Source organism: Frankia sp. AgB32 (assembly GCF_023243045.1).
Classification (GTDB): Bacteria; Actinomycetota; Actinomycetes; order Frankiales; family Frankiaceae; genus Frankia.
Genome location: NZ_JALKFX010000093.1, coordinates 23,002 through 36,497 on the forward strand (window position 1 = coordinate 23,002; position 13,496 = coordinate 36,497).

20 protein-coding genes and 1 pseudogene are annotated in these 13,496 nt (G+C 67.2%); 13 read left to right on the top strand and 8 right to left on the bottom strand.

Annotated elements, in window-relative coordinates; all coding sequences use genetic code 11:
* The first annotated feature begins 78 nt into the window (after positions 1-78).
* From MXD60_RS21845 to relB, 4 genes are all read left to right on the top strand, one after another.
* Positions 79-1,122 (top strand): DUF262 domain-containing protein, encoded by a 1,044-nt coding sequence (locus tag MXD60_RS21845; RefSeq protein WP_248821204.1) that lies wholly within the window; start codon positions 79-81, stop codon positions 1,120-1,122.
* A gap of 1 nt (position 1,123) precedes the next feature.
* Positions 1,124-1,636, top strand: a complete 513-nt coding sequence (locus tag MXD60_RS21850) for a HEPN domain-containing protein (protein WP_248821205.1) — start codon at positions 1,124-1,126, stop codon at positions 1,634-1,636.
* Between the two features lie 321 nt (positions 1,637-1,957).
* A complete protein-coding gene (locus tag MXD60_RS30465) occupies positions 1,958-2,254 on the top strand; it encodes a type II toxin-antitoxin system RelE/ParE family toxin (protein ID WP_283098774.1) in 297 nt (98 codons plus the stop codon).
* Positions 2,148-2,483: a type II toxin-antitoxin system RelB family anti-toxin gene (gene relB / locus MXD60_RS21860; RefSeq protein ID WP_248821206.1), complete on the top strand. Its 336-nt coding sequence runs from the start codon at positions 2,148-2,150 to the stop codon at positions 2,481-2,483. Before MXD60_RS30465 ends, relB begins: the two co-directional genes overlap by 107 nt.
* Here the strand turns inward: relB and MXD60_RS21865 are convergent, their stop codons facing one another.
* Positions 2,484-3,347, bottom strand: coding sequence for a low temperature requirement protein A (locus MXD60_RS21865; protein WP_248821207.1), 864 nt, complete (start codon positions 3,345-3,347; stop codon positions 2,484-2,486). It abuts the gene before it with no gap.
* Positions 3,348-3,536: 189 nt separating this feature from the next.
* Here MXD60_RS21865 and MXD60_RS21870 point away from each other — a divergent pair, with 189 nt between their 5' ends.
* On the top strand, positions 3,537-4,082 hold the full coding sequence (locus MXD60_RS21870) for a CchlQ (protein WP_248821208.1): 546 nt from the start codon (positions 3,537-3,539) through the stop codon (positions 4,080-4,082).
* Here MXD60_RS21870 and MXD60_RS21875 read toward each other — a convergent pair.
* The 4 genes from MXD60_RS21875 to MXD60_RS21890 all read right to left on the bottom strand — a co-directional run bounded on the left by MXD60_RS21875 (position 4,002) and on the right by MXD60_RS21890 (position 6,864).
* Complete coding sequence (locus tag MXD60_RS21875) at positions 4,002-4,715, bottom strand: alpha/beta hydrolase family protein (protein WP_518468438.1); 714 nt, start codon at positions 4,713-4,715, stop codon at positions 4,002-4,004. The genes MXD60_RS21870 and MXD60_RS21875 overlap by 81 nt on opposite strands.
* Positions 4,716-4,879: 164 nt before the next feature.
* On the bottom strand, positions 4,880-5,050 hold the full coding sequence (locus tag MXD60_RS21880; protein WP_518468431.1) for a hypothetical protein: 171 nt from the start codon (positions 5,048-5,050) through the stop codon (positions 4,880-4,882).
* An 18-nt stretch (positions 5,051-5,068) separates the two neighbouring features.
* Entirely contained in the window at positions 5,069-6,142 is a 1,074-nt protein-coding gene (locus tag MXD60_RS21885; RefSeq protein ID WP_248821210.1) for a hypothetical protein, read from the bottom strand.
* A 176-nt stretch (positions 6,143-6,318) separates the two neighbouring features.
* Positions 6,319-6,864 carry a COG4315 family predicted lipoprotein gene (locus MXD60_RS21890; RefSeq protein ID WP_248821211.1) on the bottom strand — a complete coding sequence of 182 codons (546 nt, stop codon included), beginning with the start codon at positions 6,862-6,864 and terminating at the stop codon, positions 6,319-6,321.
* Positions 6,865-7,177: 313 nt separating this feature from the next.
* On the opposite strand from MXD60_RS21890, the gene MXD60_RS21895 reads away from it, so the two are divergent.
* From MXD60_RS21895 to MXD60_RS30035, 3 genes are all read left to right on the top strand, one after another.
* Positions 7,178-7,663, top strand: a complete 486-nt coding sequence (locus MXD60_RS21895; protein ID WP_248821212.1) for a sigma-70 family RNA polymerase sigma factor — start codon at positions 7,178-7,180, stop codon at positions 7,661-7,663.
* Entirely contained in the window at positions 7,660-8,310 is a 651-nt protein-coding gene (locus MXD60_RS21900) for an anti-sigma factor family protein (RefSeq protein ID WP_248821213.1), read from the top strand. Before MXD60_RS21895 ends, MXD60_RS21900 begins: the two co-directional genes overlap by 4 nt.
* 112 nt (positions 8,311-8,422) lie before the next feature.
* On the top strand, positions 8,423-8,881 hold the full coding sequence (locus tag MXD60_RS30035; RefSeq protein WP_518468434.1) for an LLM class flavin-dependent oxidoreductase: 459 nt from the start codon (positions 8,423-8,425) through the stop codon (positions 8,879-8,881).
* Between the two features lie 85 nt (positions 8,882-8,966).
* Here MXD60_RS30035 and MXD60_RS21910 read toward each other — a convergent pair whose 3' ends face one another.
* The gene (locus MXD60_RS21910) at positions 8,967-9,239 is read right to left on the bottom strand and encodes a flavodoxin (protein WP_248821215.1); all 273 of its coding nucleotides are present in this window, start codon (positions 9,237-9,239) and stop codon (positions 8,967-8,969) included.
* Between the two features lie 202 nt (positions 9,240-9,441).
* Between MXD60_RS21910 and MXD60_RS21915 the strand changes: the two genes are divergently transcribed.
* The 3 genes from MXD60_RS21915 (at position 9,442) to MXD60_RS21925 (ending at position 10,649) form a co-directional block, all read left to right on the top strand.
* Entirely contained in the window at positions 9,442-9,834 is a 393-nt protein-coding gene (locus tag MXD60_RS21915) for a hypothetical protein (protein WP_248821216.1), read from the top strand.
* A gap of 172 nt (positions 9,835-10,006) precedes the next feature.
* A complete protein-coding gene (locus MXD60_RS21920; RefSeq protein WP_248821217.1) occupies positions 10,007-10,318 on the top strand; it encodes a nucleotidyltransferase family protein in 312 nt (103 codons plus the stop codon).
* Positions 10,308-10,649, top strand: a complete 342-nt coding sequence (locus MXD60_RS21925; RefSeq protein WP_248821218.1) for a HepT-like ribonuclease domain-containing protein — start codon at positions 10,308-10,310, stop codon at positions 10,647-10,649. Before MXD60_RS21920 ends, MXD60_RS21925 begins: the two co-directional genes overlap by 11 nt.
* 1,013 nt (positions 10,650-11,662) lie before the next feature.
* Here the strand turns inward: MXD60_RS21925 and MXD60_RS21935 are convergent.
* The gene (locus tag MXD60_RS21935) at positions 11,663-12,136 is read right to left on the bottom strand and encodes a transposase (protein ID WP_248821219.1); all 474 of its coding nucleotides are present in this window, start codon (positions 12,134-12,136) and stop codon (positions 11,663-11,665) included.
* A gap of 62 nt (positions 12,137-12,198) precedes the next feature.
* Positions 12,199-12,327: pseudogene (locus MXD60_RS29515) on the bottom strand (hypothetical protein); the annotation flags it as partial.
* A gap of 19 nt (positions 12,328-12,346) precedes the next feature.
* On the opposite strand from MXD60_RS29515, the gene MXD60_RS21945 reads away from it, so the two are divergent.
* Positions 12,347-12,970 carry a class I SAM-dependent methyltransferase gene (locus tag MXD60_RS21945; RefSeq protein ID WP_308222564.1) on the top strand — a complete coding sequence of 208 codons (624 nt, stop codon included), beginning with the start codon at positions 12,347-12,349 and terminating at the stop codon, positions 12,968-12,970.
* A gap of 289 nt (positions 12,971-13,259) precedes the next feature.
* Positions 13,260-13,496: protein kinase domain-containing protein (locus MXD60_RS21950; protein ID WP_248821221.1), on the top strand; the 237-nt coding region annotated here is incomplete at its 3' end.

Genomic DNA, 13,496 nt, shown 5'->3' on the forward strand with positions numbered 1-13,496 from the left:
ATCGAGCTGGTTGAGCAAGCTGGCGACGACGGCGACTCTGAGGACCTGCGCGACGACGACAGGGCCGAGCTCCAGGAGGTGGACCCCGACCCTCCGCAGATCAGCTACAGCGGCACCGACTTTGACGTCGAAGGTCTGGTTCGCCGACACGACCGGGGTGACATCATCGTGCCGTCCTTTGGCAATGACGATCCCGGCATAGAGACGGCCGGCTTCCAGCGCGAGTTCGTTTGGAAGCGTTCGCAGATGGACCGTTTCATCGAGTCTCTACTGCTCGGATACCCTATTCCGGGTATATTCCTCGTCCAACAGCAGGATCGCCGCTATCTCGTTCTTGACGGGCAGCAGCGAATAAAGACCTTGAGTCTTTTCTATAGTGGCAGCATAAACGGGCGCGAGTTCGCACTTCAGAATGTGGCCTCCAGATTTCAGGGGCTGACCTATCAAGCTTTTTCACCCGAACAGCGTCGCACGCTCGACAATACCTTCATTCAGGCGACAATAGTAAAGACCGATGGCACCCGCGAGTCTCTTGACGGCGTTTACCAGATCTTCGAGCGGCTGAACTCGGGTGGTACGCAGCTCACGCCGCACGAGATTCGTGTGGCTCTTTATGCAGGCGAATTCATAAAGTTCCTTACTGCCCTGAACGAAAATTCGGCGTGGCGCGCTCTCTACGGGCCGCCATCGCCGCGGCTGCGTGACCAGGAAATCGTACTCAGGTTCATTGCTCTCTACGTTTCACCGGGTAGCTACAAACGCCCACTCAAGAAATATCTAAACGATTTTGTGGGCGCCCATCGTCGACTGAACGAACTGGACGCCGAGCTGATCGAAGAACGATTCGGCAGGGCGGTGCAGCTTGTGTTGGAGGAGGCAGGAAGAAGCGCGATTCGTGGCCGTGGACGCCAGCTCAACGCGGCTCTCACCGAGGCGCTTTTGGTGGGACTGGCCCGTAGGCTTGACGCCGGTAGCGAGCCCACTGCGGCTGAGGTCAGCCGCGCCATCGAAGCGCTTCTCAATGAGCCTGACCTGGATTATGTGACCACGCGCGCAACGGCTGACGAGGAGAGCGTGCGGATGCGTCTCGCGCTTGCGACGAGAGCCTTTTCCCGAATCTAACATGAGTAGGCGAGAACGCGCCGAGGTGTGGCCGCCGACTGAGACCAGGATAATTCTGGACCGCCTGTCCGAGCTGGCTGCGCTTGTGCAGGACCAGGCGAGAGTCGCGGATAATCAGGAGGTCGTCTCCTGGCTTGCGCGACTGCTGGTGATCCGAAGCTGCGGATATCTGGAGCAGACCGTGGCGGGGACATTCCGGGCGTATACCGGCAGGCTGTCATACGGCCACGTCAGGAACTTTTCGCTTGGCTGGTTGGATCGGACGCAGAACCCGACGCCTGCCGCACTCGAGACCCTGGCCGGGCGCTTCGACCAGGGCCTGCGCCAAGAACTGAGCGCATTGCTCGATGCGGATGACGGTCGGCTCCGTCGCGAGTTGGCCACATTAGTCGATCGGCGGAACAGGATCGCGCACGGCCTCAACGAAAGCGTCGGAGTGAGGAAAGCATTAGAGCTCCACGGAGTGGCCTGCGAGGTCGCCGACTGGTTTATTCTCCGTTTCGGGCCTTCCTGAACCGCGATGCCCGGCGCCGGAATTGGCCAAGCAGCGGCGGAGCGAGCCGGCAGCGGTCATCGCGCGACTCGTTCGTGTCGCATGAGTACGGCGGCAGCGGCGCGCCTGGTTGACACGCAGTGCAGATAGGTGGGGGGAGCCGGCGGGCGGGAAGAGCTGGTGGGCGACCGCGCGGGCGCGCTGCAGAGCGCTGTTCACGGCCGGACCGCGCATCGTCGTCGTCATCGTGTGATCGGCTACGCCGGGTCGACATCCTGGAGTCGAGGACTTGCTAAACTTCTGGTGGTGGACGAATGGTAGGTCCGCGTCACCGACGAGTTCCTGGGCTGGGTCGACGCGCTCGATGCGAGGTCCAAGGCGCTCGATCGTCATGCCGGCTTCAAGGAGTTCAGGCCCGGGTCCGCGGGCTCCTCGGAGATCCGGGTCATCTTTGTCTTCGATCCCTGGCGATCCGCGATCCTGCTGGTGGGCGGTGACAAGTCAGGGAACGGGAAGCCGAGGAGGGCCGATCATGACCAGGTTTCCCAGATGGGGCGATGTCCGCGCTGGCCTAGTCGCCGACGCCGGCGGCGAGGATGCGCTGGCCGCGGCCCGCAGGCACAACCAGGCATACATTGACGGCCACCGGCTTGCCGAACGCCGCAAAGTCCTCGGCCTCACCCAGACAGACGTCGCTGAGCACATGGGCGTCAGCAAGAGCCGCGTCTCACAGATCGAACGCGGCGACGTCTCCACCGTCGACGTCATTGCCCGTTACGTTCAGGCCCTCGGGGGCCGGATCCAGATCACCGCCGTGTTCGGTGACGACCTGTACATCCTGCGCGGCACCGACACGCCGGCCGCCTAGTCATTCCACTTTCCGGCCCTCAGGTGTCGACGGACGGAAGTAGACCGTCGGGTCGGCGGCGATGTTCTTCAGGTGTTCGGGGGCGTGCCAGGTGACGTAGGCGGCGATGGCGACGGCCCACGCCGCGACGATCAGTACGAGACCGGTCGTGGAGACCAGCGGTTCGAGGAAGGCCAGGCAGACGGTGATGGCGACTACCGCGAGCCGGGGTAGCGGGCCGAACCGGGTCAGCCCGGTGGACAGGCTCCGGGTGCTCTGCAGGTAGGCGGCGAACCCGCCGGTCAGGAACCACACCGCGGGCGGGGGAGCCTCACCGCCCAGGGCGAGGCTCACACCCATCGCCACGCAGAGCAGGGCGAACGCCGAGCTCAGATGGCCGCCGGCGTACAGGCCGTAGGCCATCGTCGGGTTGCCGCCGGACGCGCGCAGCACGGATTGGCTCGCTGGCGCGGACGCCGTGAAGTAGATCCACCGCACTGCGGCGGCGAGCACCAGACCGGCTGACAGGCCCAGCCAGTACTGCGCGTGCCGGTCCTCGTCGACCGCCGAGGCTGCCACGGCCACCACGACCTCACCCAGCAACACGATCACGATCTGGCCGAAGCGCTCGGCCAGATGCGCGGCGTCGACCCGGCGGGCCGGATCCTCCGGCTGCCGGAGCATCATGCGGAACCGCTCGGCCCGGTCCGGCCGGGCTGGCCGCTCGCCGCCGCGCGGGCGGCCCCGGTCGGCGCCGCGCAGCAGCAGATGGCCGACCTCCTGGAGCAGCGCGAGCGCCCACAGCACGTACGGCCACGGTCCGGGGACGAACGCCGAGGCGGTGAACGCCACGGTCGACAGCGCCCGTACCCGACGGCCACCCATCTGGCCCGATCAGTGGTGAGGGCGAACGCGAGCACGAACCGGATCCCGGCAAGCGCCAGAATGAACGCGGTCATGTGCCCGTCGTTCGCGGCGTGACATCAGGACGTCCACCGGCTGTCGCCCTTGAGGCACTGAGCTGAACCGCCGGCGTGTTTGTCCTATCTTGGGCAGTCGGCGAGGAGGGGCGGAATGGACTGGGGCACGCTGGTCGCGACGGCCAGCGGCGCGGTCATCGCCATCGCCGGCGCGGTCCTGGCCGATCATCTGCGTGGTCAGCGGGACGACGACCGGGGCCGGCTGCAGCGACGACGGGACGCCTACCTCGCGTTCATCGTCGCCGTCGGCGTCTGCCACACCAGGCTGCGTCAGATCGCCCAGGGGGGCGCCGGCAGCGGTGATCCCGACGCGGCATCGCGGGCGGTACTCGCCGAGGTGGGCATCTACGACGCGCGCGAGCGGCTGTTCATCGATGCCACCGCGACCGTCGCCGGTGCCGGTCAGGCGATGTTCGAGCGACTGCGCGCGCTGCGGCGGGTCGTCGCCACCGGCGCCGGGCCGTCATCGGCGGCCTTCCACGACGCCTACCACCCCTACCTCGACGCGGTCTGGCGCTACCGGGCGGCGGTGCGCGCCGAGCTGGAGATCGCCGAACTGTCACCGTTGGTCTTCGGCTGGGACAACTGGGACGGCAGCGACCGCTGCCCCCGGTGCCGCCCGGCCGCCAGCGGCGCCTGACCACAGGTTCGCGCGAAGCCAGGCGCTGACCACACGGTCGACGGCCTTGGCCAGCGGGAGCTGGGGCGCCGGTTCGAGGCCTGGACGTTCGGCGAGAGGATGGTCCAGGCCCTCGATCGTGGTGAGCCGAACCCGAGCGGGATCCTGGTAGTCGGCCTGGAGCGTGGCTACCAGTTCGCGCGCATCGGTGCGGAAGTTCGGATAGTCGAGCTCGCCGCTGACCACGAGCACGGCCGGCGCCGGCGCACGGCCGCTGAGCAGCCCGGCGTGGGCCACGAAGTCCAGCTCGTCGGCCGCGGCGCGCGAGCGCTCGCCCCAGTCGTAGGACGTGCCCGCCGACCCGGCGAAGACCTCGACCACGCTCCGCGCCCGGATGCCCGGGTTGACCAGCGCGACCGCCGACACCTCGACCGGCAGCCGCGCCGCCACGTTCAACGCGACGTTCCCACCGAGTGACGCACCGACGATCCCGATCGGCCCCGCACTGACCGCGAACCGCTCGCGCACCACCTCGAGCGCCGCCAGGAACTCGTCCGTGGCCTGCCGGACGACCGGATCGACATACCGCAGCATCGGATCGGCCAGCGCCTCCTGATAGCCACTTTCCCTCGTCCGTCGGCCCACCCACGGCATTCCGAGATGCACCCGCCAGGCAGGCACATCCGCCAGGGGGAGGGCCGCGGCGAACGCGGCGTCCGAACGAGGCGCATCCATCATGTGCCAGGTCACCACCAGCGGCGCAGGGACGTCCGCGCCGCCCGCCGGCGGCATCGCCGTGAACGGAACGCCGGCCGGTGTCAGTGCAGCCAGTGGGAGAGGAAGGCGCCGGCCAGCGTGTGGATGGTCAGAACGACGATGGCGATGGCCAGTACGGGCACCACCACCAGGCGTTCGGCTCTGCCGTCGGTGCGGGGGACCAGGACGACCTCCATCCGCCAGTTCACCGGCCAGAGCAGCAGGCAGTACACCAGATTTTCAGTGATTTTCTAGGGCGTGACCGCCAGCTGAGTGCTGACGCTCGTGCCGTTGGCGGTCGCGGTGAAGGTGACGGTCCTCGTGGTGCTGACCCGCCTCGCGGTTGTGACATTGACCGTGAGGTTGGAGGCCCCGGCCGGAATGACGATCTGCGACGGGACGCTGGCGACCTGCGGGTTGCTGGATCTGAGAGTGACCGTCGTTCCGCCCGCCAGCGCGTCGCTGCTCAGGACCGGGAACAGCTGGGCCGTGTTGCCGAGGCTGTTGCCGGCCTTGACCGTCGCCGGCAAGGCAGTCAGACTGATCAACGTCGGCTGCACCTCGCCGCTGCTCCCGACGTCGCGCACCTTCAGGTACATGGATGTCGGCGAGGAGCCGTTCGTGTCCATGAGGGTGATGAGGGAACCCGTCTTGACATTCAGCATCCCCGTGCTGCTGGTGCCCATGGCGAGACGGAAGCGTGCATCCGGATACCCTCCGCCGGCGGAGGAGAACTGGATGCTGTACCAGCCTCCGGTGGGAACGCTGCCCTTGAACTCGCCCGGATACAGGTTGGCTCCGGCGGTCCACCAGAACTGCTCCGCCTCGCTCAGCGTGACGGTCGGGGTGGCGTCGCTCACGGCGGGGAGGTCGCGTTCGATCTGAGCCACCCGCTCGCCCAGCAACCCGGTGGCCGAATCCACCCCGTAGAAGCGGAAGGTGGCATGCACCGGCTCCGGCGATCGGTAGCCGAAGGTGAAGGAGCTGATCAGATGGCTGCCACTGAACGGAACGTCGTCGGCAAACTCGGTGTCGCCTTCGGCGTAGTAGGTCGGGTAGGTCGGGTAGCCGAGACTGATGTTGCTGTAGAACTGGGTCTCCTCGGCGGCCTGGCTGACACCTGCGAACATCGCCAGTACCAGCGCCGCGGAGCTGCCGACGACCAGCTTGCGCAGCCCGTCGCGCCTGGCGCGGGTGCGCCGCTTCATGGTGGTGGCTCCCTCGGACAAGCCGAGCGGCGCGGCGGCCGGAGTCGGCAGCGCCCGGGCGGTGCGACGGTATTTTCTCATGCCCTCCGATACGACCCCGGTCTCGATCCGGTTCAACGTCCGGCTGTCTGAAACGGCGATAAACGGGCTGTCAGGGACAACTGACGGCGTCGTGATTCGTTGGTTCTCTGGCAGTATGCCGCGGAGCCCCGGACAGCGTCCGGGGCCCTCGACCTGTTAAGAATTACTCGGCATCGTGGGAATACTCGGAACCTTCGTCGGAGGGTATTGGGTCAGCCGCCTTCGATCGAGTTGCCGTCGGGTCCGACGACGAACCACTTGCCACCGAACTTGTCGATTCCCTGTCCCATGGCGGCCCCGGCCGTGGTGTCCTTGGCGAAGCGGTACAACGGATGGCCGTGGTAGGTCACCTGAAGCGTGCCGTCCGCTCGGGTGGTCGTGCCGATCTCGCTCGACGCGACCCCGGAACCGGCTTCCGGCACCTGGGACACGACGTAGGGCGGCCATGCCTTCGCGCAGTTCTCCGAACACATGGAGGTGGCGCCCTGGTCGGCTCCGAACAGGTAGAGCGTCCGACCACCGCCGTCGACCAGGATCGGGCCGAACCGGCTGGTGCTGGTGTCCAGCGTGGCGACCGGTCCGGGGGTGGTCGCGCCGCCGCTGGCCGGGCTGCTGGTCGGCGATGCCGCCGGAGCCGACGAGGTCGTCGCGGCTGTCGTGCCGCCCGCGGCGGTGGCCGACTCCCCGTCGCTGCCGCAGGCCACCAGGACGAGGCCTGTTGCGCCAAGGGACAGGATCATCGCAGCGATCTTCTTCATGCGGTCTCCCGATTCGGCCGCCGGCACCGCGGACAGGGCGTCCGCTGCCAGGCGGCGTTCGCGTGCCGATTCGTCCCGTAGCTCTACGAGCCCGCGTCCCGAATCGGTTCAACGGCGCCGACGGTGACGAGCACCACTCGAGACCGCTGGCGGCCGCGGCAGGACCACTTTCTCGACCGTTGAACCGAACCGAGCCGGCCGTCGTACACCAGGAGCAGGCGGCGACCGTCGTTCTCCGTCAGGGTCGTCCTCTGTCAGGGGTGTCATGCGAAGAAGGGTTTCCCGCGAAGCGTCGGACGCGAAGGAGGAAGCGATGGCCCGGCTGTACCGGGACCATCACCGGGTGCTGTTGTCGTTCATCGGCAAGCACGTCGACGACCGTCACCGCGCCGAGGACATCGCGCAGGAGACGCTGTTGCGAGCCTGGCGCAATCTCGACTCGCTCCGGCCCGACGGAGTTCGTTCGTACCTGTTCACGATCGCCAGAAACGTCATCACGGACGCCTGGCGCGCCGAACGGCGACGGCCGTCACTCGTCGCCGACGGCGACGAGGTCGTGGCGACCGTGCCCGTCGTCGACGACGTGAGCCAGGCCATCGAGGCATGGGTGGTCGCGGAAGCGCTGGATCGCATTTCGCCCGCGCACCGGGCCGTCGTCCAGGAGCTGTACTACGAGGGAAGGACGGTACGCGAGGCGGCAGCCCGCCTTTCGCTGCCGGAAGGCACCGTCAAGTCTCGTGCCTACTACGCGATCCGCGCGCTGCGGGGCGCGTTCGAGGAGATGGGGGTCGGTCAATGACACCCGAACACGACGAGGTTCGGTTCCTGCTCGGGCCCTTCGTCCTGGGCGGTCTGGATGTCGACGACCGGAACACCGTCGACGCCCATCTCGCCGGCTGCGCCGGCTGCCGTGCGGAACTCGAGGAGGCCGCATCGGTTCCTGCGCTGCTCCGACGTCTGCCGGGCCCTGCGGGGGACGGTGAACTCTCCCTGGATGAACTGCTCCAGCGGGTGCGCGCCGAACGACGGTCGGTGCGCCGAACCCGCTCATGGCGCCTCGCGGCGGTCGCTGCCGTGCTCGTCCTGTGCGCGGGAATCGGTCTCGTCGTGAACAGTCCCGCGGCCAACGCACCGACGGGGCACTCCGTCTCTTTCGTCGCCACGACGGGAACGGCGATCACGGGTCGCGCCACGCTCACCTCGAAACCATGGGGAACGTCGCTAGCAGTCGCATTCGCCAGCCTTCCCGGCAGCGGCCCCTTCGCACTGGAGGTCGCCAGCGTCAATGGCACGATGGAAAGAGCGGCCAGCTGGTCGTCGACGCCGACGACGAAGGCCAGTGTCGTCGGGGCGAGCTCGATCCAAGCGGACGCCATCGCCGTGGTTCGAGCCGTCAACCGTGACGGCCTGGTGCTCGCCGTCGCTCATCCGCGGGGCGGCGAGTAGGCCACCGTCGGGTCTGGACACGGACAGCGGGCGTGCTTCCACTTCGGGCGCATCGTTCGGGCCATCCTCGTACCCATGGAAAACCAACCTCGAAAATGCTCACCGATCAGGCGTGTTCGACGCGCAGAAGCATGGCCGGCAGGTTGCGAGGAGATGCTTGCCTCCGGAATGGGCAGCTCTGTCGTCGACGTCATCATCACCGGTTCCGCTTGGCACGCTCGTCACTCCGATCGCTCGCCGCCGCCCCGAGCAGCTCGCCCGTCAGGTCGCCACCCTTGATGTCCTCAGCGGCGGAAGGACCGTCTTCGGTGCGGGCCTTGGCGGCCCGGTCGACGACGAGTTCGGCAGCTTCGGCGACACGACGGACACGGCTGTGCTTGCCGAACGGCTCGACGAGGGTCTCGGCCTGCTGGCCCGCTACTGGAGCGGTGAGCCGGTCGTCACCACATCGTTCGTTCGACGTTGTCGTCGGCGGCGGGACGACCCCCCACACCGCCGCCGACGTGATCGGCCCCCTCCGCGCGGCCGGCGCGACGTGGTGGGACGAACGGCAGCTCTGGGCGAGCAGTGACCTGTACACCCTGGCCCCTGTTCTGCGCCGCGTTGAGCAGGGCCCTCCGGAGCTCTGACCGGTCCGGATGAGGACATGATGTCTCTCACCGTCGCCATCGCTCGCCTCGTCGGCCAGGGCCCGGCTCAGCCGGGCTGACGGCCCGGCAGCCGGCCATCAGCGACGCGGCGACGGTGGCGCCCAGCTCCCAGCAGGCTTCGCGCGCAGCGGCGTCCACCTCGCCGACGATCGACAGCGGCTCTCGCAGTCGCTTCCACCTCAGGCCGGTGGTGATGGTCGCGACGCCGCGGACCGCGCCGGTCGTGTCGCTGTTGCCATGGATATACAGCGCGTACGGCCGCCCGACCGTCGCCTCCAAGATCGGATAGTAGATGCAGTCGCAGCACCCTCGCTAACGTAGGAGTCCAGCGACTCGCCATGGACAACCTTCCAGAGCCGATGATGGAAGGCGGTCCGGTCGTCCGGCGCGACACCGTACGCATCCAGTAGACCCCGCTCCCAGCCGTCTACCGCCAGGCCGGCCACAGGTGGAGCAAAGCCCGTGGGCGAGGCAGGCCGAAGTGGATCAGCCGCTGGTCTCATACGCTGCCGATGTGGCTACCGCTCGTGTCCTGATCGTCGGTCTTGACCCACATGCGCTGCCGGGCATCGATGTCGAAGCAGTTGATCGCGGTCTCGCGTACGGTCTTGAACGAGTCCGGGTGGCGGGCTATCTGGTTGAGCAACTCCTCGTCCCACTCGACGAAGCAGCGCTGGACCAGATCAAGCAGGCAGGCGTCAGCCAGGCGTGGGACGTCGTGGTCATCGGTGGCGGCATCCGTAAGCCCGAGCCTCTACTGGAGTTCTTCGAGGCCGTGGTCAACCTCGTTCGTACCGGCGTTCCGGCCGCTAAGATCGCGTTCAACGCTGACGGTGGAACCAGTCTCGAAGCCGTCCACCGGGTCCTTCCCTGACAGATCTCGTGGATACTGCACGCCAGGTCGCCGGGCTGTTCGCCGGGCAACTGGCTGCCTCGACGGGCACACTGCCCTCCTTGGCGCCTCCGACGCCTCGCTCGGGTCTCGGGCATCCCGATCAGCGCACCGGCCGCGGGGTGGGGCACAATCTCCACGGGGAGGTGCGGGCATGCATCCGTTGATCGAGGCCAGGCGGGCAGAGATCCAGGGACTCTGCCATCGGCTCGGCATCCGCCGCCTTGACCTCTTCGGCTCCGCGACCAGCGATGCCTTCGACCCCGACAGCAGCGACGTCGACGTCCTCGTCGAGTTCGACACAGATCGTGCCGGATTCGACTACTATGGCACATACTTCGCCCTCAAAGAAGGACTCGAACGCCTGCTGGGTCGCGCTGTTGACGTCGTCAGCGTCACTGCAATCCGCAACCCCTACTTCCGCGACCAGGTGATGAACACCAGGCAGCCCCTGTATGCCGCCTGACCCGCGCAAGTACCTCTGGGACGCCGCGAACGCGGCCGAACTCGGCCGAAGCTTCGCCTACGGCCAGACCTTCGCCGACTATCAGGCGAACGCGATGCTACGCGCCGCGGTCGAGCGCCAGTTTGAGATCATCGGCGAGGCGCTCAACCAGCTCTCCAAGGCTGCCCCGGAGCTCGCTGCCACAATCCCCGATCTTCCTCGAATAGTCGCCTTCCGGAACATCCTCGTCCACGGCTACGCCACTGTCGACGATGCCCTCGTCTGGCAGGTGCTCCAGGAAAAACTCCCGGAGCTCGAACAAGCGGTCCGAAAATTGCTGTCCGAGAGCTGACCGGCCTGACCGCCCGCGCCGAGGCCGGGCTACCGCCAGGCAGAACGCCCCCACCGAACTGCGAGCCTCTGCGATCACCTCTGCGACCTGGACCATCACCTTCTGCGCATGGACGAGCATCCCGGTTCGTGCCGACCGCTGCTCGCGGCGCCCTTGCTAACGTACGAGTAGGAAAAACCAGCGAACAGCGCCCTGTCGGGACGCTAACCGAGCGGCGACGGGAGAGCGGATGCGGGCTGGCGAAGTCTGGTGGGTGGATTTCGGCGAACGACGGCCGGTGGTTCTCCTCTCGGCTGAGGGCGAGTCCGGATTCCTGGCCATGCAAGTAGTCCCCCCAGCCGGCACCGACATCGATGGCGTGGCCGCGGAGGTTGCGATTGGCACTCCCGAAGGACTTCCCTTCGAGGGCGTCCTGCGCGTCGCGTTTCCGCGTCCAGGCGTCGTCCCCTGCACCTGGCTCCTTTCGATGACCAGAGAGGACCTGGCCGAACGGGTCAGCACCCTGCCGCCAGCGAAGCTCGCCGCAATCGAGAACCTTGTCCGCCTCGGTGATCCGGCGTAGGCAGGGTCAACGGCTTCAGCCGACCGGACGGCTCCGAGGCCGGGCCGGGACAGCCGGGTGGTGTCACAGGTTCTCCGGCGACGGTACGCACAGCGGCGGTGGCGCCCAGCGCCCGGTCGATCAGACCGGAATCAGGCTTGCGGCGGTAGTGGCGCCGAGCTCCCAGCAGGCTTCGCGGTCGGCGGCGGATATTTCGCCGAGGACGGTGAGCGGGGTCGCGCGCAGGCGCCTCCACCTCAGGCCGGTGGTGATGGTCTCGATGCCGCGGACCGCGCCCGTCGTGTCACTGTTGCCGTGGACATACTAAGCAGAAACTAGACTACTGGAATATTCATGTAGGCCAGATCGGGGGACCGGAAGAAGCCCTGGACGATTTCCGGGGTGGCCTGCAGTCGGAGCGAAGGCTTTCTTGATGCTGCCACGCAGTTCGTCGATGGTGCGGGCCGCGGCTTTACCGACTTTGTCGTTCTTCACGTTTTCCAGACCCACTCGTCGGGGTTGAGTTCGGGCGAGTAGGGCGGAGAACGAAGATTTTCAGTCGGCCTTCGGTGGACTTGACGTAGGCCCGGGTGGCAGCGGACTTGTGGGCGCCGTGCCCGTCGACGATGAGGTAGACGGGGCCGTCGATGTCGTGGAGGAGCTGGGTGCAGAACTCGATGAACGTCGCCGAGGTGGTCGTGCCCTCGATAAGGGAGAAGTGCAGCTTGCCCTGCGCGGAGACCGCGGAGATCATGTTCACGGATTTCCGGTTACCGGTGCCACGCACGATCGGGGTCTGGCCGACCGGGGCCCAGGTGGTGCCGGCGTGAAAGTCGGTACGGACCGACGCCTCATCCCCGAAGAAGATCGATGCTCCCGCGACCTGGGCTGTCGACCCGGGATGCCCGGCCTGCCCACCAGGGCGCCGGCCGGTCTTCTTCCGCAACGACTTCGGGGCGGCTTCGCCAGTGAGTCCGAGCTCGGGGGTTTCGCCGAGTTCCGCGAGGTCTTCGCGACCTGAGCCTTCAGCTCCGCGATCCGTGCCAACGCCCGCGCGAGATCCGCCTGCAGGCTCACCACCAGCGCCGCGAGCTCGTCATACGACGGCACCGGCGGCGCGGGCGGATCATCGGACACACCCGGACCCTACGGTCCGATCAACCACGCGACACCAACGCCCAGGACCGCCAAGCCACCAAAGCTCCCAGCCGGCCGGGAAACGAAAAACAAACGATCTACGAGACCTAACCAGTTACCCGGGCTGAACGTGCTCGATCTCGGCGGGGGCACGGGCAAGGTCATCGCGATCCACTTCTTCAACGAGACGGCGATGAACTGGACCTACGTCGACCACTGCCCGGCGATGGCGGCCGAATTCCGGCGGAATCTCCACGGGCATCCGCTCGGGCGCGGCTCCCAGATCGTGGTCGACGACATGAACCGCGCGCTCGGCCAGCTCGAGGCCCATTCCTACGACGTCGTCATGCTGTCCCTGGTGCTGTCCTCGATGCCGGAGCCGCCCGACTTCGGTGCCCTGCGCAGGCTGCTCCGGCCAGGCGGGTCATTGATCGTCACCGACATCAACCCCGGCTACACCCGGGACAAGCCGCTCCACAAGGTCTGGGTGGACGGTGCCGTCGTGGCGTTGCGGACCACGCCGGTGGACCCGTTCGAGGTCATTCGCCAGGCCAGCATGGCCGGCCTCCGGGTGGCGGAGCAGAAAACCATCGGTGACGCAAGCATCTACTACTCCTTCCTGCTGGTGTTCACGCTGGACTGAGGGAAGTTCAGATCTCGACGTGGTCCGTCGATCCGTTCGTCCAGCCTGCGTCCGCTGTCCGGGTCGAACAGGTGCGCATGCCCGGCGGTGACCCGCCGTCGGCGCGAGGCATCCAGCGGTCTCGGGGTCGTGCCGCGCGGCGTCGTCGACGTCGACGAGTCACGGGTGCACGACCCATCAGGCGCACGGGGAGCGGGTGTGTTGTCACGCTTCGTGGCGAAATATTAGGCTCTGCCCTGATGGCGCTTCAGGGAAACGATGCGGAACGACAGCCCCAACGGGATGATCTATGATCATCGATCGGGACCGGGTGGCCAAGGTCCTGCCTGGCTATGAGCTGGGCGAGCAGCTGGGCGCGGGGGCGTTCGGGCTGGTGCTGGCCGGTACGCACCGCCAGATGGGCCGCCCCGTGGCAATCAAGGTGATGGCGGCCGCGGGCGCCGTGGCCGCCCCGGCTGGTTTCGCCGCCGAGGCCCAGGTGCTGGCCAAGCTGGACCATCCACACGTCGTGCGGGTCTACGACTAC